Origin of the sequence: Micromonospora citrea (assembly GCF_049629545.1) — a bacterium.
GTDB classification, from domain to species: Bacteria; Actinomycetota; Actinomycetes; order Mycobacteriales; family Micromonosporaceae; genus Micromonospora; species Micromonospora citrea_A.
In genome coordinates this window covers 1-25,107 of the sequence record NZ_JBNADX010000001.1, presented here as the reverse complement: position 1 = coordinate 25,107, position 25,107 = coordinate 1, and the positions used below count along the sequence as shown (strand labels likewise).

The 25,107-nt window shown below is 73.0% G+C and carries 23 protein-coding genes; 11 read left to right on the top strand and 12 right to left on the bottom strand.

What is annotated here, in order from left to right:
- Positions 1-3: 3 nt before the first annotated feature.
- The 7 genes from ACPFP2_RS00115 to ACPFP2_RS00085 all read right to left on the bottom strand — a co-directional run bounded on the left by ACPFP2_RS00115 (position 4) and on the right by ACPFP2_RS00085 (position 7,231).
- Positions 4-870 (bottom strand): HAD-IIA family hydrolase, encoded by an 867-nt coding sequence (locus ACPFP2_RS00115; RefSeq protein WP_424084847.1) that lies wholly within the window; start codon positions 868-870, stop codon positions 4-6.
- Positions 819-1,850: a ferrochelatase gene (locus ACPFP2_RS00110; protein ID WP_424084846.1), complete on the bottom strand. Its 1,032-nt coding sequence runs from the start codon at positions 1,848-1,850 to the stop codon at positions 819-821. Before ACPFP2_RS00110 ends, ACPFP2_RS00115 begins: the two co-directional genes overlap by 52 nt.
- Positions 1,851-1,905: 55 nt before the next feature.
- Positions 1,906-2,673, bottom strand: a complete 768-nt coding sequence (gene fabI, locus ACPFP2_RS00105; protein ID WP_088975067.1) for an enoyl-ACP reductase FabI — start codon at positions 2,671-2,673, stop codon at positions 1,906-1,908.
- Positions 2,674-2,744: 71 nt separating this feature from the next.
- Positions 2,745-3,500: a 3-oxoacyl-ACP reductase FabG gene (gene fabG, locus ACPFP2_RS00100; RefSeq protein WP_424084845.1), complete on the bottom strand. Its 756-nt coding sequence runs from the start codon at positions 3,498-3,500 to the stop codon at positions 2,745-2,747.
- A gap of 691 nt (positions 3,501-4,191) precedes the next feature.
- Positions 4,192-5,142 carry a VWA domain-containing protein gene (locus tag ACPFP2_RS00095; RefSeq protein ID WP_424084844.1) on the bottom strand — a complete coding sequence of 317 codons (951 nt, stop codon included), beginning with the start codon at positions 5,140-5,142 and terminating at the stop codon, positions 4,192-4,194.
- A complete protein-coding gene (locus tag ACPFP2_RS00090; RefSeq protein WP_424085647.1) occupies positions 5,139-6,140 on the bottom strand; it encodes a DUF58 domain-containing protein in 1,002 nt (333 codons plus the stop codon). Before ACPFP2_RS00090 ends, ACPFP2_RS00095 begins: the two co-directional genes overlap by 4 nt.
- Entirely contained in the window at positions 6,119-7,231 is a 1,113-nt protein-coding gene (locus ACPFP2_RS00085; protein ID WP_424084843.1) for an AAA family ATPase, read from the bottom strand. The genes ACPFP2_RS00090 and ACPFP2_RS00085 overlap by 22 nt, the downstream gene beginning before the upstream one ends.
- A gap of 239 nt (positions 7,232-7,470) precedes the next feature.
- Here ACPFP2_RS00085 and ACPFP2_RS00080 point away from each other — a divergent pair, with 239 nt between their 5' ends.
- The 3 genes from ACPFP2_RS00080 to ACPFP2_RS00070 all read left to right on the top strand — a co-directional run bounded on the left by ACPFP2_RS00080 (position 7,471) and on the right by ACPFP2_RS00070 (position 9,762).
- A complete protein-coding gene (locus tag ACPFP2_RS00080) occupies positions 7,471-7,701 on the top strand; it encodes a hypothetical protein (protein ID WP_424084842.1) in 231 nt (76 codons plus the stop codon).
- Positions 7,702-7,723: 22 nt separating this feature from the next.
- Positions 7,724-8,242: a PH domain-containing protein gene (locus ACPFP2_RS00075; RefSeq protein WP_424084841.1), complete on the top strand. Its 519-nt coding sequence runs from the start codon at positions 7,724-7,726 to the stop codon at positions 8,240-8,242.
- 140 nt (positions 8,243-8,382) lie between these two features.
- A complete protein-coding gene (locus ACPFP2_RS00070) occupies positions 8,383-9,762 on the top strand; it encodes a PH domain-containing protein (protein ID WP_424085645.1) in 1,380 nt (459 codons plus the stop codon).
- Between the two features lie 50 nt (positions 9,763-9,812).
- On the opposite strand, the gene ACPFP2_RS00065 is transcribed toward ACPFP2_RS00070, so the two are convergent.
- Both ACPFP2_RS00065 and ACPFP2_RS00060 read right to left on the bottom strand, forming a co-directional pair.
- Positions 9,813-10,850 (bottom strand): phosphatase PAP2 family protein, encoded by a 1,038-nt coding sequence (locus tag ACPFP2_RS00065; RefSeq protein WP_424084840.1) that lies wholly within the window; start codon positions 10,848-10,850, stop codon positions 9,813-9,815.
- Positions 10,851-10,907: 57 nt separating this feature from the next.
- A complete protein-coding gene (locus ACPFP2_RS00060; protein ID WP_424084839.1) occupies positions 10,908-11,498 on the bottom strand; it encodes a CGNR zinc finger domain-containing protein in 591 nt (196 codons plus the stop codon).
- Between the two features lie 84 nt (positions 11,499-11,582).
- Between ACPFP2_RS00060 and ACPFP2_RS00055 the strand changes: the two genes are divergently transcribed.
- From ACPFP2_RS00055 to ACPFP2_RS00045, 3 genes are read left to right on the top strand one after another with little or no spacing between them, the layout of a single operon-like run.
- Positions 11,583-11,918: a VOC family protein gene (locus ACPFP2_RS00055; RefSeq protein WP_424084838.1), complete on the top strand. Its 336-nt coding sequence runs from the start codon at positions 11,583-11,585 to the stop codon at positions 11,916-11,918.
- Between the two features lie 51 nt (positions 11,919-11,969).
- On the top strand, positions 11,970-12,374 hold the full coding sequence (locus ACPFP2_RS00050) for a thioesterase family protein (protein WP_424084837.1): 405 nt from the start codon (positions 11,970-11,972) through the stop codon (positions 12,372-12,374).
- Entirely contained in the window at positions 12,371-13,201 is an 831-nt protein-coding gene (locus ACPFP2_RS00045) for an MBL fold metallo-hydrolase (RefSeq protein WP_424084836.1), read from the top strand. Before ACPFP2_RS00050 ends, ACPFP2_RS00045 begins: the two co-directional genes overlap by 4 nt.
- Positions 13,202-13,312: 111 nt before the next feature.
- Here ACPFP2_RS00045 and ACPFP2_RS00040 read toward each other — a convergent pair whose 3' ends face one another.
- Positions 13,313-13,759 carry a MarR family winged helix-turn-helix transcriptional regulator gene (locus ACPFP2_RS00040; protein WP_424084835.1) on the bottom strand — a complete coding sequence of 149 codons (447 nt, stop codon included), beginning with the start codon at positions 13,757-13,759 and terminating at the stop codon, positions 13,313-13,315.
- Positions 13,760-13,838: 79 nt separating this feature from the next.
- Here ACPFP2_RS00040 and ACPFP2_RS00035 point away from each other — a divergent pair, with 79 nt between their 5' ends.
- Positions 13,839-15,068 carry a multidrug effflux MFS transporter gene (locus ACPFP2_RS00035; RefSeq protein WP_424084834.1) on the top strand — a complete coding sequence of 410 codons (1,230 nt, stop codon included), beginning with the start codon at positions 13,839-13,841 and terminating at the stop codon, positions 15,066-15,068.
- Between the two features lie 56 nt (positions 15,069-15,124).
- Here the strand turns inward: ACPFP2_RS00035 and ACPFP2_RS00030 are convergent, their stop codons facing one another.
- Positions 15,125-16,060, bottom strand: a complete 936-nt coding sequence (locus ACPFP2_RS00030) for a carbohydrate kinase family protein (RefSeq protein ID WP_424084833.1) — start codon at positions 16,058-16,060, stop codon at positions 15,125-15,127.
- Positions 16,061-16,400: 340 nt separating this feature from the next.
- Here ACPFP2_RS00030 and ACPFP2_RS00025 point away from each other — a divergent pair, with 340 nt between their 5' ends.
- Complete coding sequence (locus tag ACPFP2_RS00025) at positions 16,401-17,519, top strand: lytic polysaccharide monooxygenase auxiliary activity family 9 protein (protein WP_424084832.1); 1,119 nt, start codon at positions 16,401-16,403, stop codon at positions 17,517-17,519.
- A 135-nt stretch (positions 17,520-17,654) separates the two neighbouring features.
- On the opposite strand, the gene asnB is transcribed toward ACPFP2_RS00025, so the two are convergent.
- Positions 17,655-19,616: an asparagine synthase (glutamine-hydrolyzing) gene (asnB, locus tag ACPFP2_RS00020; protein ID WP_424084831.1), complete on the bottom strand. Its 1,962-nt coding sequence runs from the start codon at positions 19,614-19,616 to the stop codon at positions 17,655-17,657.
- Between the two features lie 187 nt (positions 19,617-19,803).
- Between asnB and ACPFP2_RS00015 the strand changes: the two genes are divergently transcribed.
- The 3 genes from ACPFP2_RS00015 to ACPFP2_RS00005 all read left to right on the top strand — a co-directional run bounded on the left by ACPFP2_RS00015 (position 19,804) and on the right by ACPFP2_RS00005 (position 25,104).
- Entirely contained in the window at positions 19,804-21,285 is a 1,482-nt protein-coding gene (locus ACPFP2_RS00015) for an aminopeptidase P family protein (protein ID WP_424084830.1), read from the top strand.
- Between the two features lie 296 nt (positions 21,286-21,581).
- Complete coding sequence (locus tag ACPFP2_RS00010) at positions 21,582-23,171, top strand: hypothetical protein (RefSeq protein WP_424084829.1); 1,590 nt, start codon at positions 21,582-21,584, stop codon at positions 23,169-23,171.
- Positions 23,172-23,532: 361 nt separating this feature from the next.
- Positions 23,533-25,104, top strand: coding sequence for a hypothetical protein (locus tag ACPFP2_RS00005; protein WP_424084828.1), 1,572 nt, complete (start codon positions 23,533-23,535; stop codon positions 25,102-25,104).
- The last annotated feature ends 3 nt before the right edge of the window (positions 25,105-25,107 follow it).

Here is a 25,107-nt window from a genome sequence, read left to right as displayed (position 1 = left end):
GCGTCAGATCTCGTCGATCAGGTCGGCCACGGAGTCGACGATGCGCGAGGGGCGGTACGGGTAGCGCTCCGCCTCCACCCGGGTGCTGATCCCGGTGAGCACCAGGATCGTCTCCAGCCCCGCCTCCAGCCCACAGAGGATGTCGGTGTCCATCCGGTCACCGATCATCGCGGTGCTCTCCGAGTGCGCCTCGATGGTGTTGAGCGCCGAACGCATCATCATCGGGTTGGGCTTGCCGACGAAGTACGGCTCCACCCCGGTCGCCTTGGAGATCATCGCGGCCACCGAGCCGGCAGCCGGCAGCGCGCCCTCCACCGACGGGCCGGTGACGTCGGGGTTCGTGCAGATGAACCGGGCCCCGTCGTTGATCAGCCGGACCGCCTTGGTGATCGCCTCGAAGCTGTAGGTGCGGGTCTCCCCCAGCACCACGTAGTCCGGGGCGAAGTCGGTGAGCACGTAGCCGACAGCGTGCAGCGCCGTGGTCAGCCCGGCCTCGCCGATCACGTACGCCGTGCCGCCGGGCCGCTGGTCGGCCAGGAACTGCGCGGTGGCCAGCGCGGACGACCAGATCGCCTCCTCCGGCACGTCCAGCCCCATCCGCACCAGCCGGGCCTGCAGGTCGCGCGGGGTGTAGATGGAGTTGTTGGTCAGCACCAGGAACGGCTTGCCCGAGGCGCGCAGCCGCTTGACGAACTCCGGCGCGCCGGGGACGGGCTGGCCCTCGTGCACCAGCACGCCGTCCATGTCGGTGAGCCAGCTCTGCACCGGCTTGCGATCCTGCATCGTGTCGTCCCAGGGGGTGTCGGGGTCGGTGGATCTCAGGGACGGCGGGCGGCCGGCACGCAGCACGGCGTGGGGCAGGTGTCCCACATCGGCAGCTCGCCGAGGCGGCGGCGCAACCGCTCCCCGCCGGGGGTGGTGCGCTCCGCGACCAGTTCCCGGACCATCGCCACGAAGCGCGGATCGGTGCCGGGGGTGCCGGCCCGGGCGAAGTCCAGGCCGAGCTGCTCGGCCGTCTCCAGCGCCTCGGTGTCCAGGTCCCAGACCACCTCCAGGTGGTCGGAGACGAACCCGATCGGGGACACCACCACGCCGGTCACGCCCTGCCCGGCGAGCGCGGTCAGGTGGTCGTTGACGTCGGGCTCCAGCCACGGCACCTGCGGCGGCCCGGAGCGGCTCTGCCACACCAGGTCGTACGGCAGCTCGGGCGCGGCGGCGGCGTGCACCAGCCGGGCCACCTCCGCCAACTGCGCGGTGTAGCGCCCGCCGGTGGGGCCGGCGGTGGCCGCCGCCGAGGTCGGCACGGAGTGGGCGGTGAAGACGATCCGGGTGGTGTCCCGCTGCGCCGGGTCGAGCTGGGCGAGGGCGGCCCGCACCGCGTCGGCGTGCGGCTCGATGAAGCCGGGGTGGTCCCAGAACTGGCGCAGCTTCTCGATCACCGGGGCGTCCGGGCCGACCGCCGCCCGGGCGGCGGCGATGTCCTCCTGGTACTGCCGGCAGGACGAGTAGCCGCCGTAGGCGCTGGTGACGAAGGCGAGGGCCCGCTTCACCCCGTCGTCGCGCATCTGCGTGACGGTGTCGGCGAGCATCGGGTCCCAGTTCCGGTTGCCCCAGTAGACCGGCAGGTCGACGCCGTGGGCGGCGAAGTCCGCCCGGATCGCGGCGAGCAGGTCCCGGCACTGCTGGTTGATCGGGGAGACGCCGCCGAAGTGCAGGTAGTGCTCGGCGACCTCGGCGAGCCGCTCGGGCGGGACGCCCCGGCCCCGGGTCACGTTCTGCAGGAAGGGCATCACGTCCTCGGGCCGCTCCGGGCCGCCGAAGGAGACCAGCACCAACGCGTCGTACGCCATGGCGCCATTCTCCCCCGACGGCCGGGGCGGCCCGGCGGCCACCCCTGCCGTCGGGTCAGGCGCCGATCGCGTGGTAGCCGCCGTCGACGTGGACGATCTCGCCGGTGGTGGCCGGGAACCAGTCCGACAGCAGCGCCAGGCAGGCCCGGGCGGCCGGCTCCTGGTCGGTGAGGCTCCAGCCGAGCGGGGCCCGCTCGGTCCAGGCGTCCTCGAACTGCTCGAAGCCGGGGATGGACTTGGCGGCGATGGTGCGCAGCGGGCCGGCCGCCACCAGGTTGCTGCGGATGCCCTGCTTGCCCAGGTGCAGCGCCAGGTAGCGGGAGGCGGACTCCAGTCCGGCCTTGGCCACGCCCATCCAGTCGTACACCGGCCACGCCTTGGTGGCGTCGAAGGTGAGCCCGACCACGGCGCCGCCGGCGGACATCAGCGGCAGCGCCGCCATGGCCAGCGACTTGTACGAGTACGTGGAGACCTGCAACGCGGTGGCCACGTCCTCCCAGGGGGCGTCGAGGAAGCCCCCGCCGAGGCAGCTCTGCGGGGCGAAGCCGATCGAGTGCACCACCCCGTCGAGGCCGTCGACGTGCTCGCGCACCTTGTCGGCGAGACCGGCGAGGTGCTCCGGATTCGTCACGTCCAGCTCGATCACCGGGGCCGGCTCGGGCAGCCGCTTGGCGATCCGCTCGACGAGCGAGAGCCGGCCGTAGCCGGTGAGCACGACCTGCGCGCCGTTCTCCTGGGCGAGCTTCGCCACCGAGAAGGCGATCGAGGCGTCGGTGATGACACCGGTGACCAGCAGCCGCTTACCGGCGAGCAGTCCTGACATGTGCGTGTTCCTCCGTGCTTGCTCCGTGGCCGTGCCGAGGCCGCTTGATCGGTTCGCCGTGCCGGTGCCGGTCAGTGACCCATGCCGAGGCCGCCGTCGACCGGGATGACGGCGCCGGAGATGTAGCCGGCCGCGTCCGAGGCCAGCCAGGTGACCACACCGGCGACCTCGTCCGGCGCGGCGAACCGGCCGGCCGGGATGGCCTTGCGGTACTCGGCGCGGCGCTCCTCCGGCAGCTTCGCGGTCATGTCGGTGTCGATGAAGCCCGGCGCGACCACGTTCGCGGTGATGTTGCGGGTGCCCAGCTCACGGGTGATCGAGCGGGCCACGCCGACCAGGCCGGCCTTGCTCGCCGCGTAGTTGACCTGACCGACGCCGCCGTAGAGGCCGACCACCGAGGAAATGAAGATCATCCGGCCCCACTTCGCCCGGAGCATCTTCGTCGAGGCCCGCTTGGCGCAGCGGAACGCGCCGGTGAGGTTGGTGTCCAGCACCCCGGTGAACTGCTCCTCGGACATCCGCATCAGCAGCGTGTCGTCGGTGATGCCGGCGTTGGCCACCAACACCTCGACCGGGCCCAGCTCCGCCTCGACCGCGGTGAAGGCCGCGTCGACGGAGGCGGCGTCGGTGACGTCGCACCGCACGCCGAAGAAGCTGCCCTGATGGCCGGCTCCGCCTGCGCCAGACCCCGGCTCGGCTGCGCCGGCACCGGGCACTCCCCCACCCCGGTGGGTCACCGCCACCCGGTCGCCCTGCTTGGCGAAGGCCTGCGCGATGGCCAGGCCGATCCCCCGGTTGCCGCCGGTCACCAGCACGGTACGGGCCACGGGTCCTCCCTCTGGTCAGCTGATCTCCACGTCGGTCGGAGCCTAGGCGTTACCGGCAGGTAATCGCTAACCCCGACCCTCCGGGCGGGCCGACGGGGGCCGCTCGGCCGAGTGCGCGTCCCCACCGTCCCCGTTGTACGATGATCGGCGTTTGCGGGTCGACGTGCGGCCCGCGTTCCGGGCCCCGCCGACCGCAGGAGGTGATCGCTGTGCGAGATAGCGATCCTCCCAGTCGTGGCCGGGCCGCTCGTCAGCCCCGCTGAGCCGCGACTCAGTCGGCCGAGCTGACCCAGCTCCCGCTCCACCACCCCGTCCCGCCCCCCGACCCGCCGTCGGGGCCGCCGGCCCGTGCCGTCGGTGCGCCGGGACGCCCGCGGTGGAGCCGCCCGGTCACGACTTCGTGTGCGCGTCCTGATCAGCCCTCGCGGTCCGCCCCGACCCGGACCGCCAGTCGCCACCCGGAGCCGTTCCATGAGCCGTTACGTCGCCCCGCTGGGATTCACCCTCGCCGCCGTCTGGGTGGCCGTCGTCTTCGTGCTGGCCGGCGGCGGTCACTGACCCGCCCACCCGCACCGCCGGCCCGCCACACCCCGGCGTCACCGGACCGTTAGGCACGCTGCCGGCGCAGCCGGCGGACGGTGGGGCGGGGACGCAGGCCGGCACAGGCGGAGGCCGGCACGGGTGGGGTGGGTCAGAGCATCCGGGACGTCCAGAGCAGGCTCAGCCCACCCGCGCAGAGCGCGAACAGCAGCGCCACGCCGACGTACCACTGGGTGATCTCGCGCGGCTCGGTACGGAAACCGATCGAGCTGCCCATGTCCTGGTAGACCTGCTTCAGCTCGGCGACCGAGGCGGCCTCGTAGAAGTAGCCCTCGGTGGTCTCGGCGAGCTGTGCCAGCGCCAGCCGGTCCACCGGCACCCGCTGCGGCTGGCCGTTGATCTCCACCTGTCCGGAGTCGGTGCCGAAGGCGATGGTGGAGACCGGCACGTTCGCCGCCTGCGCCGCCGCCGCGGCCTCCTCCACCGACCGACCCGAGGTGCGGTACCCGTCGGAGAGCAGCACGATCCGGGCCGGCGGGATGCCGGCCGTGCCGTCGGCCGGCACCGAGCGGATCGCCTCCAGGCAGGTGAAGACCGCCTCACCGGTGGCGGTGGCCTCGGCCAGGGCCAGCCCGTCGATCGCCGCGGTCACCGCCGCCCGGTCCTTGGTGGGCGCGACCAGCACGTTCGCCGACTTGGCGAAGGAGACCAGCCCGAGGTTGTAGCTCGCCGGCAGCTCACCGACGAACTGCTTGGCCGCCTCCTGGGCGGCCTCCAGCCGGTTCGGCGACACGTCGTCGGCCTGCATGGACAGCGACACGTCGATGGCGAGCATGACGGTGGCCCGCTCCAGCGGCTCCCGGGTGTCCACCGCCGGACGGGCCATCCCGGTGGCGAGCGCCAGCAGGGCGAGCAGGAACGCGGTGGCCGCCGCGTGTCGCCGCCAGCCCAGCCCCTTCGGCGCGACGGTACGCAGCAGGTCCACGTTGGTGAAGCGGATCGCGTACGCCCGACGGTGCCGTTGCCGCCAGACGTAGAGGGCGGCGAGGGCGAGCACCGGCAGCACGGCCAGCAGCCACCACGGTTGCAGAAAACGGATCATCGAGTCGTCCCCCGGGTGCGGGCGTGCCGCTGCGCGGCCACGAATCGCACCATGTCCAGCAGCCAGTCTCGGTCGGTACGCAGACGCAGGTGTCCGGCGCCGGCGGCGCGCAGTTCCGCGGCGATCGCGTCACGCTGGGCGGCCGCCGCGTCGGCGTACCGTCGGCGCAGCCCGGAGTCGGCGGTCTGCACCTCGTGCAGCTCACCGGTCTCCGGGTCGACCACCGGCAGCACCCCCACGTCCGGAAGCTCCAGCTCACGCGGGTCGACCACCTCGATCGCCAGCACGTCGTGCCGGACCCGCAGCTTACGCAGCGGCCGGCCCCACTGCTGTGGCGGCGCCAGGAAGTCCGAGATCACCACGGCCAGCCCCCGGCGGCGCGGCGGCCGGTTGAGCAGGTCCACCAGCGCGCCCAGGTCACTGCGGCCGGGCCGTACCGGGGTGTGCACGACGGCCCGCAGCAGGGCCTGCGCCTCCCGGCGACCGGCGCGGGCCGGCACCCGGGTCAGCACGCCCGGCCCGGCGGGCGGGGGCGGGGCGGCACGCCACCGGCCGGTCCGGGCGGGCGGTTCGGCGCCGGTGCCGATGACCGCGCCGATCCGGTTGCCGCCCCGCACGGTCAAGTGGGTGAGCGCGGCCGCCGCCGCGACCACCACGTCCCGTTTGAGCCACCGCCCGGTGCCGAAGTCGAGGCTCGCCGACAGGTCGACCGCCAACCAGGTCTCCAGTTCCCGGTCGGCCACCGTACGCCGCACGTGCGGCGCGGTGGTCCGGGCCGTGACCGGCCAGTCCATCCGGCGTACGTCGTCGCCGGGCCGGTACTCGCGGGACTCCCCCGCCTCGCTGCCCGGTCCGGGCAGCAGCCCGGCGTAGTCACCCTGGAGCAGGCCGTCGAGCTTACGGGTGACCAGCAGTTGCAGCCGGGCCAGCACCGCCTCGTCGCGCTCGCCGCCGGCCGCCGGTCGCACGGGTGAGGTCACGGCCGCTGCCCGGGCCAGCCGGCCCCGGGCGGGGCGCTGACCGGTGGAGGTGTCGGGCCGGCCTGCTGCCGGGGCGCGACCGACGGCAGCGGGATGGTCGACATGACCCGGTGCACCACGTGGTCGGCGGGCACGTCGTCGGCGAGCGCGTCGTAGCTGAGCACGAGCCGGTGGCGCAGGATGTCCGGGGCGATGTCCTGCACGTCCTGCGGGAGCGCGTAGTCCCGGCCGCGCAGCAGGGCCAGCGCCCGGGTGGCCCGCACCAGCCCGAGGGAGGCGCGCGGGCTCGCGCCGTACTGGATGAGCCGGGCGACGTCCGGCATGCCGTGCTCGGCCGGGGTACGGGTGGCCAGCACCAGCCGCACCGCGTAGTCGACCAGCGCGTTGTGCACGAAGACCTGGTCGGCCCTGCGTTGGAGGGCGAGCAGGTCGTCGGTGGTGAACACCTGGGCGGGCTCCGGCGCGGCCACGCCCATCCGGTAGACGATCTCCCGCTCCTCGGCGTCGGTCGGGTAGCCCACCACGATCTTCATGAGGAACCGGTCCCGCTGCGCCTCCGGCAGCGGGTAGACGCCCTCCTGCTCGATCGGGTTCTGGGTGGCCATCACCAGGAACGGGTCGGGCACCCGGTGCGTCTCGCCGCCGATGGAGACCTGCCGCTCGCTCATCACCTCCAGCAGCGCCGACTGCACCTTCGCCGGCGCCCGGTTGATCTCGTCGGCGAGCAGGAAGTTGACGAAGACCGGGCCGAGTTCGACGTCGAACTTCTCGCTGGACTGCCGGTAGATCCGGGTGCCCATGATGTCGGCGGGCACCAGGTCGGGGGTGAACTGCACCCGGGCGAAGTCGCCGCCGACCACCTTGGCCAGCGTCTCCACCGCGAGGGTCTTCGCCACCCCGGGTACGCCCTCCAGCAGGCAGTGCCCCCGGGCCAGCAGCGCGACGAACATCCGCTCGACCATCCGGTCCTGCCCGACGATGACCCGTTTGATCTCGAAGAGCGCCTTCTCCAGCAGGGTGGCGTCCTGGGCGGGGGTGCTCACCGGCGCGGGTTGCTCCGGGGCCGCCCCGTTCGGGTTGGGGGCGTCGGGCGTGGTCGGCTGGGCCACCGGTCCTCCACAGCATGGTCGGTCGTCGCGTCGTGGTGCGTATCAAGACTCGCATGCCCGGCTGAGAGCCGACGGAGGGAGAACCCGATTTCCGCCACGCCGTCGCCGGTGACCGAATCGCTGAACGAGGGTGGACACAGAGGGGTCCGGCGCGTGTACGATTCACCCCGTCGCCGGGCGGCTCCCCCCGTGGCCGCCCGGCGCTAAAGCTTCCGGTGCCCCGGCCTAGACTGGCCCGGGTGACCGTACCCGCCCCCGCCGACGAGGCTCCGATCTGTTCGGCCCGTGGGTGTCGCGCCTCCGCCGTCTGGGCGTTGCGCTGGAACAATCCCCGCCTGCACACCCCGGAGCGCCGCAAGACGTGGCTGGCCTGTCCGGAGCACCGGACGTCCCTGGGTGACTTCCTCGACGCGCGCGGCTTCCTGCGCGAGGTCTCGCCGCTGCCCGGATCGCATACGCTCGAAGCGTGAGCGCGCAGAGCGGACGTTTCCGGTGAGCGGGCCCGAGCCGGCACCGCCCCCGGTCAGCGCCCTGGAACCCTGGCCGGACACGGTCCGCTGGCAGCCGATCTCCCGCGACCTGATCTGGGTGGAGCTGCTCCGACTGGCGATGGGCCTGGCGGTGCTGCTGGTGGGGCTCGGCGTCGGCTGGGCGCTCAGCGGTCACCGGCTGGTCGGCGTCGCGTTCGGCGTGGTGCTGCTGCTGGGGCTGTGGCGGGCGGTGGCGATCGTCCGGGCGGTGCACGCCTGGGGGTACGCCGAGCGGGAGAACGACCTGCTGGTCCGGCACGGGCTGCTGGTCCGTCGGCTCTCGATCGTGCCGTACTCGCGGATGCAGTTCGTCGACGTCAGCGCCGGCCCGCTCGAGCGGGCGTTCGGCCTGGCCACGGTGCAGTTGCACACCGCCGCGGCGGCCAGCGACGCCCGGGTTCCCGGGCTGCGGCCGGCGGAGGCGTCCCGGCTGCGCGACCGGCTCACCGCGCTCGGCGAAGACCGCGCGGAGGGGCTGTGACCGAGGGCCCGGGTGGGCCGGAGGTCGCGCCGGACCGGGCCCGGGAGCCCACCGACGCGACGTCGCCCGACCCGTGGTCCCGGCCCGCCGGCCCGCGCGCGGCGTCCCCGGCGGGCCATCCCGGCGGTACGCCGCCGCTCGTGCCCGGTGCGGTCGCGCCCTGGGCCCCGTCCGCGGCCGACGCCGGCCCGCCGCCGCCCGGCCCACCGGGGGCGGAGCCGCGGCAGCGGCTGCACCCGCTCAGCCCGGTGCTGCACGGCGCGAAGTCGCTGGTCGTGGTGATCGCCGGGCTCTCCTGGTCGACGCTGTCCCGGGTGGGCTTCGGCTGGTTCGCGGCGATGGTGGTGGTGCTCGCGCTCGGCGCCACCGTGCTGGCGGTGGTGAGCTGGTGGAACACCGGCTACCACATCGTCGGGCGGGAGCTGCGGATCCACGAGGGGCTGCTGTGGCGACGCACCCGGGCGATCCCGCTGGAGCGGTTGCAGGCGGTGGAGGTGGTCCGGCCGCTGCTCGCCCAGCTCACCGGACTGGCGGAGTTGCGCCTGGAGGTGGTCGGCGGCGGCAAGACCGAGGCGCCGCTGGCGTACCTCGGCGTGGGTGACGCGGCGGCGCTACGGCAGCGCCTGCTCGGCATGGCGGGCCGGGCGCCGGCACACCCGCCGGGCGCGGCGGTCGTGCCCGGGGGGCCGGCACCGCAACCCGAGGCCGCCGGGCGTCCGCTGCACGCGGTACGCAACGCCGACCTGCTGGTCAGCCAACTGCTCACCCCGCAGGCGTTCCTGCTCCCGTTCGGCGTGGCGTTCGTGGTGGCGCAGTTCCTCTCCGAGGGCTCCTGGTCGTTCATCACGGTGGCCAGCACGCTGACCGCGATGGCCGGTGTCCTGCTGCAACCGGTCCGTCGGGTGCTCGACGACTGGAACTTCCGGTTGGCCCGGGAGGACGACAGCCTGCGGGTGCGCAACGGCCTGCTGGAGACCCGGGTGCAGACCGTCCCGCTGGACCGGGTGCAGACGGTGGGGGTGACCTGGCCGCTGTTCTGGCGGGTCAAGGGCTGGCTGCGGCTGCGGCTGGAGGTGGCCGGCTACTCCGCCGGCGAGCCGGACGACCGCAACCGCCCGGACCGGCTGCTGCCCGTCGGGGACCTGTCCACCGGTGCGCGGATCGTGGCGGAGGTGCTGCCCGGGGTACGGCTGACCGGGCTGCCGTTGGCCCCGCCGCCGGCCCGGGCCCGCTGGCTGCGCCCGCTGAGCGTCCGGGTGCTCGGCGCGGGCCTGGACGAGCGGGTCTTCGCCGTCCGGTCGGGGCTGCTGACCCGCCGGCTGGTGATCGTGCCGTACGCCCGGATCCAGAGCGTGCGGGTGGTGCAGGGGCCGGTGCAGCGGCGGCTGCGGCTGGCCACGGTGCACGCGGACACCGCGTCCGGCAGCGGCGCCGTGGCGCACGACCGTGACCTGGCCGAGGCGTGGGTCCTCGCCGCGGAGCTGACCGCCCGGTCGCACGCCGCACGGCAGGCCCGCTGACCGCTCGGCGGCGGGCCCGCTGACCGCTCGGCGGCGGGCCCGCTGACGGCTCAGCGGCGGGCCGGCTCCGGCGCCGCGGGTTCGCCCGCCTGTTCGGCAACGGAGGCGGCGGCCTCCTCGGTCCCGACCGGCCGGCGGCGGGCCCGACGGGCGGCCCACCAGCGCTCGAGCAGGCCGACCACCAGGAACGTCAGCCCGACGTACGCCCAGCCGACCAGCACGTCGATCACGTAGTGCTCGCCGGAGTAGACCAGCGTGAAGGTCATCGCCAGCGGATACGCCAGCAGCAGCGGCCACCAGCGCTTACGGGTGGCGCGGAGGAAGAACAGCACCACGAACAGCGCCCACGCGGTGTGCAGCGACGGCATCGCGGCCACCGGGTTGGAGGCGATCTGGCCGGCGTTGAGCAGGTTGCCCGCGCCGTGCATGCCGAACGCCTTCCAGCCCCGGGTGGAGATCCGGGCGACCTCGGTGAGCAGGCCGTTCTGCGCCGCCCACCACGGCGGGGCGGCCGGGTAGAGGAAGTAGGTGACCAGACCGGCGGCGCACAGGAACCCGAACCGCCGCATGTAGGCGGCCCACCGGCTCCGGTTGCGCAGCCAGAGCACCGCGGCGGCGGCCAGCGCCACCACGAAGTGGGAGAAGTAGACCCAGCTGACCGCCACGTCCCACCAGTGCACCTCGGGCCGGTACAGGTGCTCCTGGAGCCAGACCGTGGGTACCTGGCCGCCGGTGGCCCAGCCGAACATCACCCGGTCGGCGACGATCAGCTCGTAGGCGTGCGGGGTGGCCCCGTTGTCGGCGAACCCCCGGGAGAGGTTGTACACGGCCAGCAGCAGCACCACCGGCACCCAGTCCCGGGCGAAGTGCAGGTGGCTGCGCCACGGCCGGGAGGAGTTCCACGCGATGGTGGCCGCCCAGATCCAGACGAAGGCGTACGCCGGGTCGGTGGGCAGGCCGATCGCCAGCCAGGCGACGACGAAGGCGACGCCCCAGACCGCCATGGCGATCATGCGGCGACGCCCGCCGTCGGGGGACGCGGGGGGTCCGGTCGGGGCGGGGGGCTGGGGGTCAGTCACGACGGCCATCGCGGTCAAGGTTAACGGCGGCTGACGCATCGACCGACGCCGACCGTCCGGGGCGGGTCAGGTCGGGGGTGCGCTCCGGCGGTGGTGGGCGGCCCGGGCCTTGGCCCGGTTGCCGCAGATCTCCATCGAACACCAGGTGCGCCGACGGTTGCGGGAGTGGTCGTAGTAGGCCCAGCGGCAGCTCGGCTCCCGGCACGCCTTGAGCCGGTGCCAGGCACCGGTGGCGACGGCCTCCGCGACGACCGCGAGCAGCGTCGCCAGCGCGGCGTCGACGGGGTCACCGGTGCCGGGGACGAGCCGGGGCGCGGGACCGGTGACGTCGAGCACCAGCGGCAGGTGACGGGTGAGCGCGGCGAGCGCGGCCCCGGCCGCCGGGTCCAGCCCGTCGGGGCGGGGAGAGGCCACCGGCGCGACGTTGTTGGCGGCGATCAGGGCCCGCAGACCCTCGCGTACGGCCTCGGCCCGGTCCCGGCCGGCGGCGTCGACGGTGGCGTCGGCGGGCAGCAGGCCCCGGTCGCGCAACCAGTGGGCGAGCTGCTCGGGCGCGCGGATGTCGTCGCCGTCCTCGCGGCGGGTGTTGACGAAGTCCTCGATCCACCGCAGCCGCCCGGGAGCGGCCGTGTCGTCGGCGGTCGGTTCGGTGGTCATGCGGCGGAGTCTAACCGGCCATTGACGATGGCCGGTCGTCTAACTACCGTACGGCTAACATTGGTTAGACGAAGGGACATCGCCATGGGCATCCGTATCGGCGGCGTCGGCATCGACACGAACGACCTGGCCGGCAGCACCGCCTTCTGGCAGGCGGTCACCGGCTACCGGGTCACCTCCTCCGACGCCGCCTCGACGTACCTGACCGCGCCGGAGGGCGCCGGACCGCACCTGTTCCTCCAGGTCGTCCCCGAGCGGCCGGCCGGCAAGAACCGGCTGCACCTCGACCTGGTCACCGGGGACGTGCCCGGCGAGGTCGACCGCCTCCAGGGGCTCGGGGCCACGCAGGTGGGGCGGCACGACGGCTGGGTGGTGCTCGCCGACCCCGACGGCAACCAGTTCTGCGTGGTCGCCGCGTAGGGCCGGCCGGGACACCGGACGGCTCCGGCTCTCCTGCACTACGCTCGGTCCATGCAGGAGCAGCCGGAGCCGCCCCTTCCGCCCGGGCTGACCGCCCGGGTCGAGCTGACCGTCACCGACGCCGACACCGCGCAGGCGGTGGGCTCGGGTGACGTGCCGGTGCTCGGCACCCCCCGGGTGCTCGCCCTGGCCGAGGCGGCCACCGTCGCGGCCACCGCCACCCGGATGCCGTCCGGGCGGACCACGGTGGGGAGCCGGATCGAGCTGGAGCACCTGGCCGCCACGCCGGTCGGCCGGACGGTGGTGGCGCAGGCCCGGCTCGACGAGGTCGACGGCCGACGGCTGGTCTTCGCGGTGACGGTCACCGACGGCGGCGAGACGGTGGCGCGGGGCCGGGTGGAGCGGGTGCTGGTCGACCGGCAGCGCTTCGTGGAACGCGCCGTGCGGGTCTCATGAGCCTCCGGTTCACCGAGGTCGCCGACCGGGTCCACGTCCTGCGCGAGCCGCTGCTCGACGTCAACGTCACGCTGGTCGTCGGCGCCGGCGAGGCGCTGCTGGTGGACACCCTCTCCACCGCCGGGCAGGCGGCCGGGCTGGCCGAGGCGGCACGCGCCGTCACCGGCCACCCGTGGACGCTGGTCAACACCCACCACCACTTCGACCACTGCTTCGGCAACGCCACCCTCGCCACCGACCCGCCCCGGCCGGTGTACGCGCACGAGCTGGCCGCCGCCGCGCTGCGCGACGCGCCGGACCGGCTGCGCCGGGAGGCGTACGAGGAGTTGCGGGGCGAGCGGCCCGGGCTCGCCGCCGAGGTCGCCGGCACCACGCTGCTGGCCCCGACCCATCCGGTGCACACCGAGGCGGTGCTCGACGTGGGTGGCCGCCGGGTGGTGCTGCGCCATCCGGGCCGCGGGCACACCGACGCCGACCTGGTGGTGCACGTGCCCGACGCCGACGTGCTGGTCGCCGGCGACCTGGTCGAGCAGAGCGGGCCGCCCGCCTTCGAGGACTCGTATCCCCTGCAGTGGCCGGACGCGGTCGCCGAGCTGCTGCGGCTCACCACGCCCGCGACGGTGGTCGTGCCCGGGCACGGCGAGCCGGTCGACGTGGACTTCGTCCGGGCGCAGCACAAGCAGCTGGTCGACCTGGCCTGGCTGATCCGGGCCGCGCACACCGCCGGCGCCCCGCCCGAGCGGGTCGCCGCCGAGGCGCCGTTCGGCGCCCGTCCCGCCCTGATCGCCGCCCGCCGCGGCTACGCCGAACTCGACGGCACCGCCTGACCATCACCCACCCCCGGCCGCTCGCCCGCTCGGGGGTCGCGGCCGGTCCGGCGAGGACGGCGGGATCGCTCCTGGCGCGGGGCCAGGGTCGGCACGCGGGGCGCGCGGACGTCAGGGGGCGGCGCGCAGGGTGTCGAGGAGCCGGGAGAGGGCCGGCAAGGCGGCGTGCACCGCTTCCCGGTCGGCGGGGTCGAGTTCGGCCAGGGCGGCGGTGAGCAGCGCCGCGCGGTGCCGTTCGTAGTCGGCCATCCGGGTCCGGGCGGCGTCGGTGAGGCGCAGCCGGACCACCCGGCGGTCGGCCGGGTCCCGGTCCCGGCCGAGCAGCCCCGCGTCGACCAGCTCGCGGACCAGGGTGCTCACCGTGTTCGGCGCGGTGCCCAGCCGACGGGCGGTCTCCTTGCCGCTGATCCCGGGCTGCGCGCGGACCAGCAGCATCAGCTCCACCTGCGCCTCGGGCAGCGGGGCGCGGTTGGCGCGCCGGGTGGTCGTCCGACGCAACAGCCGGTGGAGCTCTCCCACCAGCGCGCCGAGCCGTGCCGCGCCCTCGTCGGTCGTCACCGGGGTCACCTGCTTCACATCGCAATAGTTCTGGCTACAGAGCTAAGGTTACCGGGCGACCGCGCCACCCGGGGGGACCATGACACGCACCGCGCCGCCGACCACGCCGGCCCGACAGCAGCGCGGCGCGTCCACCGTCCGGGGCGGTGTGCCGCTGCTCGTGCTGCTCGGCAGCCTCACCGCCGTCGGCCCGCTGTCGCTGGACATGTACCTGCCGGCGTTCCCGGCGATGACCGGCGACCTCGACGCCACCCAGGCGCAGGTGCAGCTCTCACTGACCACCTGCCTGATCGGCCTCGCGCTCGGGCAGCTGGTCACCGGTCCGCTCAGCGACCGCTGGGGGCGGCGCCGCCCGGTGCTCGCCGGCATGATCGCGTACGCCCTGCTGGCGCTGGTCTGCGCCGCCGCCCCGAGCGCTCCCGCGCTGGCCGCGGCCCGGTTCGCCCAGGGCTTCGCCGGCGGCATGGGCGTGGTGGTGGCCCGGGCGGTCGTCCGGGACCTCTTCGCCGGCCGGGCCGCCGCCAAGTACTTCTCCCGGCTCACCCTGGTCTTCGGGGTGGCGCCGATCGCCGCACCCGGCGTCGGCAGCCTGGTGCTGCGGTTCGGCTCCTGGCGTGCCGTCTTCGTCACCCTCGCCGTCATCGGGCTGCTGCTCGCCGCCGCCGTGGCCTGGCGACTGCCGGAGACCCTCCCCGCCGAGCGGCGCAGCACCGGCGGCCTGGCCGAGACCGGACGCACCATGCGGACGCTCGTCGCCGACCGCGTCTACCTCGGGTACACGCTGACGCAGGGCTTCGCCTTCGCCGGGCTGTTCGCGTACATCTCCGGGTCGTCCTTCGTCCTGCAGGACGTCTTCGGTGTCTCGGCGACGACGTTCAGCCTGCTCTTCGGGCTCAACGCGCTCGCCCTGGTGGTCACCGGGCAGGCCAACGCCCGGCTGCTCGACCGGTTCGACCCCCGCCGCCTGCTGGTCGGCACGCTGCTGGTCGGCGCAGTGGCGGCAGTCGGCGTGCTGAGCGGGGCGCTCGCCGGCAGCCTGCTGCCGGTGACGCTCACCCTCGTCGTCTTCGTCGGCTCGCTGGGCATGGTGATGCCGAACAGCACCGCCCTGGCGCTGGACAGGCACGGGCGGCACGCCGGTACGGCGGCGGCGCTGATGGGCGGCGTCCAGTCGGTCGTCGGCGCGCTCGCCGCGCCGGTGGTCGGGCTCGGCGGCGAGGGCAGCGCGCTGCCGATGGCCGCCGTCATGGTGGGTGCCGCCGCGCTGTCGCTGCTCGCGGTGCTCACCCTCGCCCGCCCACCCCGCTGACCCCTGCCGGTCGCTCCGTGGCACCGGCCACCGCCGTGCACGGCGGTGGCCGGTGCTCAGTCGGCGAAGCGGCGCAGCACCTCGGCCCGGGTGGGCATCGACACCGCCCCGCCGGGCGACTCGCAGACCAGGCCGGCCACCCGCAGCGCGAACGCCACCCGCTGGTGCCAGTCCTGCGGCCCGGCCGGCTCGCCGTCGACGAGCAGGTCGGCGATGAGCGCCGCCATCACCGAGTCGCCGGCCCCGGTGGCGTCCACCGCGCGCACCTTCGGCGCGGGGACGCGTACCGGATCGCCACCGGCGGGGGCGACCACCGCCCCGTCCGCGCCCAGGGTGACCACGACGGTGCCGGCCCCCAGCTCCCGCAGGTACGCGGCGACCCCCTCGACCGGCTCGCGCGGGTAGAGCAGCTCGGCGTCGGCGGCGCTCAGCTTGACCAGGTGCGCCCCGGCGGCGAACTCCGCGACCACCTCGCGCAGCCGGTCCAGCGCCGCCGGCCCGTCCAGCAGGCGGGGCCGTACGTTCGGGTCGAAGACCCGCAGGCCGGTGCCGAGCGACCAGGCGCGACGGGCGGCGGCGAGCACCGGCGGGCAGAGCAGCACGATCGAGCCGCAGTAGAGCACGTCGGCGCCCTCCACCAGCGCCACGTCCAGGTCGTCGGCGGCGAGCAGGCCGTAGGAGGGCGGCTCGCCGTAGAAGCGGAAGTCCGGCTCCGCCCCGGCGTGGGTGGTCACCGCCAGCGTGGTGGGCGCGGCGACGGTGACCGCCCCGGCCGACCCCACCCCGGTCTCGTCGAGGAAGGCCCGGATCCGGCCGGCGAGCACGTCGTCGCCGAGGGAGCCGACGAACTGGGCGCTCCCACCGAGCCGGGACACGCCGACGGCGACGTTGAGCGGGCCACCGCCGATCTCCTGCCGGAAGACGGGCTGCCCCTCGCACTCGGCGTCGAGCAGGTCCACCAACGCCTCACCGAGCACCACCGCGTATCCCACATCGCCTCCCAGCGTCCGTCGCTCCGTACCAAGGCTGGCACAGCGCCCGGCGCGGCGGGCGGTGAAGCCGGCGTCCGCACATATCGAGGAACGACTATTGCAAGGTTCCCCCGGGCGTGATGGGATTGTGTCAGCCGGATCGGCGCGGGGGGCTGCCGTGCCGACGGCGACGAGCTGGAGCCGACGCGAGGGCACCGGTCCGCGGGACGCGGACCGTCGGCGGCGCGCGACCATCGACCCTCTCCCGTTCCCGGGCCGGGCGGCGTGGCGCCGCGATCGACGCATCCCCCGCCACAGCGGGGCCGGCCGTCGCGCCTGCCCCGCGGATCAGGAGAAGCTCGTGCTCCGTTCCCGTACCGCCGCGCTGCTCACCGCGGCCGCCACCTTCGCCCTGGGCGCCGTCGCCCTGGTGACCCACCCCGAGCCGGCCGCCGCGCACGGCGCGGCGATGACCCCGGGCAGCCGGACCTACCTGTGCTGGGAGGACGGCCTCACCCCCACCGGCGAGATCCGGCCGAACAACCCGGCCTGCTCCGCCGCCGTCGGCCAGAGCGGCGCCAACTCCCTCTACAACTGGTTCAGCGTGCTGCGCTCGGACGCCGGCGGGCGGACCGTCGGCTTCATCCCCGACGGCAAGCTGTGCAGCGGGGGCAACCCCGGCTTCGCCGGGTACGACCTGGCCCGCACCGACTGGCCGCTGACCCACCTGACCGCCGGCGCCCGACTGGACTTCCGGTACAGCAACTGGGCCCACCACCCGGGCACCTTCTACTTCTACGTCACCAAGGACAGTTGGAGCCCGACCCGGGCACTGGCCTGGAGCGACCTGGAGGAGCAGCCGTTCCTGACGGTCACCAACCCGCCGCAGCGCGGCGCGGTGGGCAGCAACGAGGGGCACTACTACTTCAGCGGGAACCTGCCGTCGAACAAGTCCGGTCGGCACATCATCTACTCCCGCTGGGTCCGCTCCGACAGCCAGGAGAACTTCTTCGGCTGCTCTGACGTCACCTTCGACGGGGGCAACGGCGAGGTGACCGGGATCGGCTCCGGTGGGACGACCCCGCCGCCGAACCCCACCACCCCGCCGCCGAGCCCGACGACTCCCCCGCCCAGCCCGACCACGCCGCCGCCGAGCCCCACCACTCCGCCGCCGGGCGGTGACTGCATGGCGGTCTACAAGGTGGTCAGCTCCTGGAGCGGCGGCTTCCAGGGCGAAGTCATGATCATGAACCACAGCACCCGGACCTACGGTGGCTGGACGGCGTCCTGGACGCTGCCCGCCGGCCAGTCGATCAGCCAGGTGTGGAACGGCACGGCGAGCACCAGCGGATCGTCGGTGAGCGTCAGCAACGCCGCCTACAACGGCACCATCGCGCCGGAGGGCACGACGACGTTCGGCTTCATCGCCAGCTCCACCGGCGCCGGCAGCCTGCCGACCGTCACCTGCGTCGGCCGCTGACCCCGCCCCGCCGGGGTGACGGGGCATCGGCCCTGCACCGTCGGCGGCTACGGAAATGATCAGAAGGTCCGTGCCCCCCGGCCGGGGGCGCGGACCTTCTGGTCGACGGGCGCAGGCCCCTGCCGGGGCGGCCGGTCAGCGGACCATGCTGCCGACCACCGGCTTGGTGAGCAGGGCGGACTGGTTGCGCTGGATGCCCGGGTCGAGGGTCTTCGCCACGAAGATGGCGTGCCAGATGCAGAAGATCAGCACGGTCCACACCTTGCGGGAGTGGTCCGCCTCCTCCCGCTTGTGCTCGTCGAGCAGCCGCAGCGCGTACGACAGGTCGATGAGGTCGCCGGCGCCGGAGGTGGCCAGCACGTGCCGGGCCCACTCGTACATCTCGCCGCGCAGCCAGACCCGGGTGGGGGTCGGGAAGCCGAGCTTCTTGCGGTTGACGATGGCCGGGGGCACCACGCCCTGCAACGCCTGACGCATGGCGTACTTGGTGGCGTCGGAGCGGGGCGGGAGCTTCAGGTCCACCGGGATGCCGGCCGCGACGTTGAAGACCTCCCGGTCGAGGAAGGGCACCCGCACCTCCAGCGAATGGGCCATCGAGATCCGGTCGGCCTTGACCAGGATGTCGCCGCGCAGCCAGGTGTAGAGGTCGACGTACTGCATCTTGGTGACGTCGTCGAGTTCGGTGCACTCGGCGTAGATCGGCGCGGTGACGTCGGTGTAGCGCACCGAGGGGTCGTAGCGGCGCAGCAGGTGCTGCTTCTCCTCCTCGGTGAACATCCGGGCGTTGCCGTAGTAGCGCTGCTCGATCGGGGTGGTGCCGCGCTCCAGGAAGCTCTTGCCCTTGACGCCCTGCGGGATCGCCTTGGAGACCGCGCGCAGCCCCTTCTGCACACCGCCGGGCAGGCCGTTGACCGCGCCGAGCGAGAGCGGCTCCCGGTAGATCGTGTAACCGCCGAAGAACTCGTCCGCGCCCTCGCCGGAGAGGACCACGGTGACGTGCTCGGCGGCCTTCTTCGCCACGAAGTAGAGCGGCACCAGCGCCGGGTCGGCCACCGGGTCGTCCAGGTGCCAGACGATCTTCGGCAGCGCGTCGATCATGTCCTGCGGCCCGATCTTGGTCGGGATGGTGGTCACGTCGAGGTGCCGGGCCGAGTCCTGGGCGACGTCGATCTCGGAGTAGCCGGGCACGTCGTACCCGACGGTGAAGGTGAGGATGTTCGGGTTGAACTCCCGGGCCAGCGCCACCACCGCGGTGGAGTCGATGCCGCTGGAGAGGAAGGAGCCGACCGGCACGTCCGAGCGCATGTGCATCCGGACGCTCTCCCGCAGCGTCTCCCGGATGTCGTGGTAGAGCCGCTGCTCGTCGGAGACCGGGGCGGGGCGGAACACCGGCCGGTACCACCGGCGCACGTCGATCCGGCCGCCCGGGGTCCAGGTCAGGTACTCCCCCGAGCCGATCCGGCTGATCCCCTTGTGCAGGGTGCCGGGCTCCGGGACGTACTGCAGGGTCAGGTAGTGGCTCAGGCTGGCCGTGTCGATGCCGGCGTCGCCCTGGTACGCGGAGTGCGCGAAGGGCAGCAGCGCCTTCTTCTCCGAGGCGAGGTAGAGGCCGTCCTGGGTCTCCAGGTAGTGCAGCGGCTTGATGCCGAAGTAGTCGCGGGCGCCGAAGGCCCGGCGCTCCTGCCGGTCCCAGATGACGAAGGCGAACATGCCGCGCAGCCGGGTGAGCACCTGCTCGCCCCAGTAGTGGTAGCCGGCGACGATCACCTCGCCGTCGCCGGCGGTGGCGAACTGGGCGCCGAAGGTCCGCACCAGCTCGTCGCGGAGCTCGATGTAGTTGTAGATCTCTCCGTTGAAGGTGAGCAGGTAGCGGCCGTTGGCGTACGGCAGCGGCTCGTGGCTGGAGGCCACGTCGATGATCGCCAGCCGCTTGTGCGCGAACACCCCGTCCGCGTACCGGCCGGAGGCGTCCCCGACCACCTCGACACCGGTCTCGTCCGGGCCGCGGTGGTGCAGGCATTCCAACGCCCCGGCGATGTTGTCGCGGTGAGCGGCGGCGTCGCCGCGCGCACTGAAGAAGGCCAGGAGTCCGCACATGGTGGTCATCTTTTCACGCGGGCGGAGCAGCCGTCGCGGCACCGCTGCCTCTCTCCCTCCCGGCGGACGGCGGGTCGCGCCGACCAGCGTCGACACCGCGCCCGGAGCCGGCGGCGGCACCACGGGTCCCGGCGCCGCCCGGCGAGGCGGTACGGTCGGAGCAGCGACGACGCGGGAGGAGCGGACCATGGCCGAGGACCGGACCAGCGGCAAGCCGGCGGACGGCACCGAATCGCACGACCCGGACTTCCCGGAGGCATTCCTGGCGTTCATGCGCCAGGGCTGGACGGACACCGCGCTGCCGGTGGGCCCCCGTCCGGAGGTGCCCAACTACGCCAAGCGCCGCGCCGCGCTCTCCGCGGCCTTCCCGGGCGAGACCCTGGTGATCCCGACCGGCACCGAGAAGGTCCGCGCCAACGACACCGACCACCCGTTCCGGCCCGGCAGCGACTTCGCGTACCTGACCGGCGACCTGGACCCGGACAGCGTGCTCGTGTTGCGACCCAACGGCTCCGGGCACGACGCCACGCTGTTCATGCGGCCGCGCTCGTCCCGGAAGACCGACGAGTTCTTCCGCAGCCGGCACGGCGAGCTGTGGGTGGGCCGGCGGCACACCCTGGCGGAGAAGTCGACCGAGCTGGGCCTGCCCACCGAGGACCTGACCGGGCTGGACTCGGCGCTGGCGGGGATGGCGCCGGGGCGTACCCGGGTGCTGCGGGGTTTCGACGCCCGGGTGGACGCGGCCGTACGCCCCTGGGACGGCCCGCTCGCCGACGGGCAGCCGGCCCGCGACCGCGAGCTGGCCATCGTGATCTCCGAGCTGAAGCTGGTCAAGGACGAGTGGGAGATCGCCCAGCTCCAGGATGCCTGCGACGCGACCGTGCGCGGCTTCGAGGACGTGGCCCGGGCGCTGCCGGCCGACCGGGGCGTCTCGGAGCGGCTGCTGGAGGGGATCTTCGCGCTGCGCGCCCGGCACGACGGCAACGACGTCGGGTACGGCTCGATCGTCGGCGCGGGCGAGCACGCCACGATCCTGCACTGGGTGCACAACCACGGCGCCACCCGCCCGGGTGAGCTGCTGCTGATGGACATGGGCGTGGAGAACCGCAACCTCTACACCGCCGACGTGACCCGGGTGCTGCCGGTCGACGGCCGCTTCACCCCGCTGCAGCGCCAGGTCTACGACGCCGTCCACCAGGCGCAGCAGGCCGGCATCGACGTGATCAAGCCGGGTGTGGCGTTCAAGGACGTGCACCAGACCTCGATGCGGGTGCTCGCCGAGGCGCTGAAGGACCTGGGGCTGCTGCCGGTGAGCGTGGACGAGGCGATGGACCCGGCCTCGACGGTCTACCGGCGGTGGACCCTGCACGGCACCAGCCACATGCTCGGCATCGACGTGCACGACTGCGCCAACGCCCGCAAGGAGAAGTACCGCGACGGCACGTTGGGCGAGGGCTACGTGCTCACCGTCGAGCCCGGGCTCTACTTCCAGCCGGAGGACGAGCTGGTTCCCGAGGAGCTGCGCGGCATCGGCGTGCGGATCGAGGACGACATCCTGGTCACCGCGACCGGCTCGGTGAACCTGTCCGCCGGGCTGCCCCGCCGCTCCGACGAGGTGGAGACCTGGCTGGCCGAGCAGCGGGAGGCGGGTCCGCGCCTGCCCGGCTGATCGGGGTACGACCTACCTGCGGCGGGCCTCGCCTGCGGCACGCAGACGTCTCGGACGTTCTGCTGCCGCAGCCGGGGCCCGTCGTGTTTGCGCTGCTCACCCGCTTCCTGCCCGGAGCCGTCGAGTTGACCCGCAGGTGCCCGATGTGAGGGGAATGCGGGCTTTTCTCGGATAAGTCCTCGTCGCGAGGATCCTTCTCATACGGTGGGGATCAGAGGCTGCAAACCATTTGTAGCTGGTCGCGCCGCTCTGGGTGGTGCGACCCCGTCTGCAGCAGGAAAGGTCGGAAAGCTCTGATGTCCAACGACGTAACGACTCCCGACGGCGGGGCACCCATGGCCGCACCGGCGAAGAAGCGGCGCGCCCTGTGGGTGGCCGGAGTGGCCGGACTGTCCGGCGTCGTCGGCCTGGCGGCCCTGGGCGGCATCGCCGCCCGCGACGACAAGGCCGACGGCACGCAGCGCGTCTCCGAGGTGCAGTCCGCCACGGCGCAGCAGAAGGCCAGCGGCACCGGCACAGCCGATGTCGGCTCCGGCGAAGAGGAAGACAAGAAGGCCGGCCAGGACCCCGGCGAGGGGTACGACCGGCAGGACGCCACGGCCGCCCCGGGCGGCAAGCAGTGGCGCGGCAAGGAGGACAAGGGCAAGGACAAGGACAAGGAGAAGGACGAGTACGGTCCGGCCAAGCAGTTGCCGTGTGACAGCGAGGTGCTGGTCGAGGCGGTGAACCGGGCCAACGAGGACAACGGTGGGGTGTTCCAGCTGGCCAAGGACTGCGAGTACAAGCTCATCGAGCAGACCGACAACAACGCCTTCCCCGCCATCGACGAGCGCATCGTCCTGCTCGGGCACAACTCCAAGCTGGTCCACGACGGCAGCGAGCTGTTCCGCTTCTTCGAGGTCCTCTCCGGCGGTGAGCTGATCCTCAAGGACCTCACCCTCAGGGGAGGCCAGGTCACCTCACCGCCGCCACTGCAGCCCAACGGCGCCAACGGCGGCGCCCTGTTCGTGCAGGAGGGCGGCCGGGCCGTGCTCAAGCACACCAAGCTCGTCGACAACCGGGCCACCGGCGTCGGCGCCACCGGCGGCAACGGCGGCGCGATCTACAACCTCGGCGACGTCGAGATCCACAAGAGCGTCCTGGCCGACAACCACGCCCGCGGCACCGGCACCCCCGGTGGCAACGGCGGCGCCATCTACAACGAGGGCACCCTGGCCGTGCACGACTCGGAACTGGCCAACAACACCGCCACCAGCACCGGCCAAGGCGGCAACGGCGGCGCCATCGCCAACCGCGACAACGGCAGGACCACCATCACCCACAGCCAGATCCTGAACAACAAGGCCACCAACGACGGCGGCGGCATCGACAGCGACGAGAACTCCCACCTCACCGTCATCCGCACCAAGCTCGCCGGCAACGTCGCCGGCGACGACGGCGGCGCCATCTCCACCAACGGCAACTCCGTCATGTCCCTGGAATACGTCGTCATCGCCGGCAACAAGGCCACCGACAACGGCGGCGGCATCGAACACGACAGCACCAGCATCGCCACCGTCAAGCACACCAAGTTCCTCGACAACACCGCCGGCGACAACGGCGGCGGCCTCTACAACGACGAAACCCTGAACCTCTTCAACACCGAGTTCAAGGGCAACCACGCCGAAGAGGGCGGCGCCATCTACAACGACAACAACAACGGCGTCCTCACCGTCCGCAAGAGCACCATCATCTACAACTTCGCCGCCGAAGCCGGCAGCCCCACCACCGGCGCCGGCGGCATCTTCAACGACAACAACACCAACGACGTCACCATCGACGACAAAACCATCATCCGCAACAACGAACCACGCAACTGCGTCAACGTCACCGGCTGCGCCAACTGAACCACCACATAGCCGAAGGGGTCCCTTCCGTCGCGTACGGAAGGGACCCCTTCCGTTGGGCATCCCGGACGTCCCCGGCGGGTCCGTCGGGCACGGGCGGAGGGCGCCGAGGACGACCGAGTGGGGGCGGTCGCCGGAAATCGCCCGTCCGGGGCGGTGCGCCCGGACTGATCCGTCGCCGTCCCGAGCATGCCGGACTGCGCCCGTATTACCCCTAACGTGGGTATCTCTCGGGTCTGCCCGTGAAGAGAAAAACATTCTCATACGGTGGGCATCAGCAGCTACAACCGATTTGTAGCCAGGGGAGCTACCCCAGGGTCGAGCGCCCCTGTCTGGTACGAGGAGAGAGCAGAGAGCTCCGATGTCCAACTACCTTCGCAAGAACTCCGAGAACACCGCGCCGGGCAGTCGGCGCAAGCTGTGGCTCGCCACCGGCGTCGCCGGGCTGACCGGCGTGGTCAGCCTCGCCGGCGTCGCCGCCGGGACCAGCGCGGGTGCCGCCGGGGCCGACCGTCTCGCCGACCTGAAGTGGGCCACGGCCGAGCAGGTCACCAAGGACGCCGCCGGCCAGGGCAGTGAGGGCGAAGCCGACAAGGGCGGGAAGGCTCCGGACGCCCGCGGTGGCCAGGGCAAGGACTGGCAGGGCAAGGGTCAGGGACAGGACTGGCAGGGCAAGGGGAAGGACGGCCGGGACCAGAAGGGCAAGGAGAAGGACGAGTACGGTCCGGCCAAGCAGTTGCCGTGTGACAGCGAGGTGCTGGTCGAGGCGGTGAACCGGGCCAACGAGGACAACGGTGGGGTGTTCCAGCTGGCCAAGGACTGCGAGTACAAGCTCATCGAGCAGACCGACAACAACGCCTTCCCCGCCATCGACGAGCGCATCGTCCTGCTCGGGCACAACTCCAAGCTGGTCCACGACGGCAGCGAGCTGTTCCGCTTCTTCGAGGTCCTCTCCGGCGGTGAGCTGATCCTCAAGGACCTCACCCTCAGGGGAGGCCAGGTCACCTCACCGCCGCCACTGCAGCCCAACGGCGCCAACGGCGGCGCCCTGTTCGTGCAGGAGGGCGGCCGGGCCGTGCTCAAGCACACCAAGCTCGTCGACAACCGGGCCACCGGCGTCGGCGCCACCGGCGGCAACGGCGGCGCGATCTACAACCTCGGCGACGTCGAGATCCACAAGAGCGTCCTGGCCGACAACCACGCCCGCGGCACCGGCACCCCCGGTGGCAACGGCGGCGCCATCTACAACGAGGGCACCCTGGCCGTGCACGACTCGGAACTGGCCAACAACACCGCCACCAGCACCGGCCAAGGCGGCAACGGCGGCGCCATCGCCAACCGCGACAACGGCAGGACCACCATCACCCACAGCCAGATCCTGAACAACAAGGCCACCAACGACGGCGGCGGCATCGACAGCGACGAGAACTCCCACCTCACCGTCATCCGCACCAAGCTCGCCGGCAACGTCGCCGGCGACGACGGCGGCGCCATCTCCACCAACGGCAACTCCGTCATGTCCCTGGAATACGTCGTCATCGCCGGCAACAAGGCCACCGACAACGGCGGCGGCATCGAACACGACAGCACCAGCATCGCCACCGTCAAGCACACCAAGTTCCTCGACAACACCGCCGGCGACAACGGCGGCGGCCTCTACAACGACGAAACCCTGAACCTCTTCAACACCGAGTTCAAGGGCAACCACGCCGAAGAGGGCGGCGCCATCTACAACGACAACAACAACGGCGTCCTCACCGTCCGCAAGAGCACCATCATCTACAACTTCGCCGCCGAAGCCGGCAGCCCCACCACCGGCGCCGGCGGCATCTTCAACGACAACAACACCAACGACGTCACCATCGACGACAAAACCATCATCCGCAACAACGAACCACGCAACTGCGTCAACGTCACCGGCTGCGCCAACTGAACC

Bases quoted from the DNA above. Each gene is read 5' to 3' on its own strand.
- ACPFP2_RS00110 (WP_424084846.1), bottom strand. From the start codon at position 1,850: ATGGCGTACGACGCGTTGGTGCTGGTCTCCTTCGGCGGCCCGGAGCGG.
- fabI (WP_088975067.1), bottom strand. From the start codon at position 2,673: ATGTCAGGACTGCTCGCCGGTAAGCGGCTGCTGGTCACCGGTGTCATC.
- ACPFP2_RS00095 (WP_424084844.1), bottom strand. From the start codon at position 5,142: ATGATCCGTTTTCTGCAACCGTGGTGGCTGCTGGCCGTGCTGCCGGTG.
- ACPFP2_RS00065 (WP_424084840.1), bottom strand. From the start codon at position 10,850: ATGGCCGTCGTGACTGACCCCCAGCCCCCCGCCCCGACCGGACCCCCC.
- ACPFP2_RS00060 (WP_424084839.1), bottom strand. From the start codon at position 11,498: ATGACCACCGAACCGACCGCCGACGACACGGCCGCTCCCGGGCGGCTG.
- ACPFP2_RS00055 (WP_424084838.1), top strand. From the start codon at position 11,583: ATGGGCATCCGTATCGGCGGCGTCGGCATCGACACGAACGACCTGGCC.
- ACPFP2_RS00050 (WP_424084837.1), top strand. From the start codon at position 11,970: ATGCAGGAGCAGCCGGAGCCGCCCCTTCCGCCCGGGCTGACCGCCCGG.
- ACPFP2_RS00045 (WP_424084836.1), top strand. From the start codon at position 12,371: ATGAGCCTCCGGTTCACCGAGGTCGCCGACCGGGTCCACGTCCTGCGC.
- ACPFP2_RS00035 (WP_424084834.1), top strand. From the start codon at position 13,839: ATGACACGCACCGCGCCGCCGACCACGCCGGCCCGACAGCAGCGCGGC.
- asnB (WP_424084831.1), bottom strand. From the start codon at position 19,616: ATGTGCGGACTCCTGGCCTTCTTCAGTGCGCGCGGCGACGCCGCCGCT.
- ACPFP2_RS00015 (WP_424084830.1), top strand. From the start codon at position 19,804: ATGGCCGAGGACCGGACCAGCGGCAAGCCGGCGGACGGCACCGAATCG.
- ACPFP2_RS00010 (WP_424084829.1), top strand. From the start codon at position 21,582: ATGTCCAACGACGTAACGACTCCCGACGGCGGGGCACCCATGGCCGCA.
- ACPFP2_RS00005 (WP_424084828.1), top strand. From the start codon at position 23,533: ATGTCCAACTACCTTCGCAAGAACTCCGAGAACACCGCGCCGGGCAGT.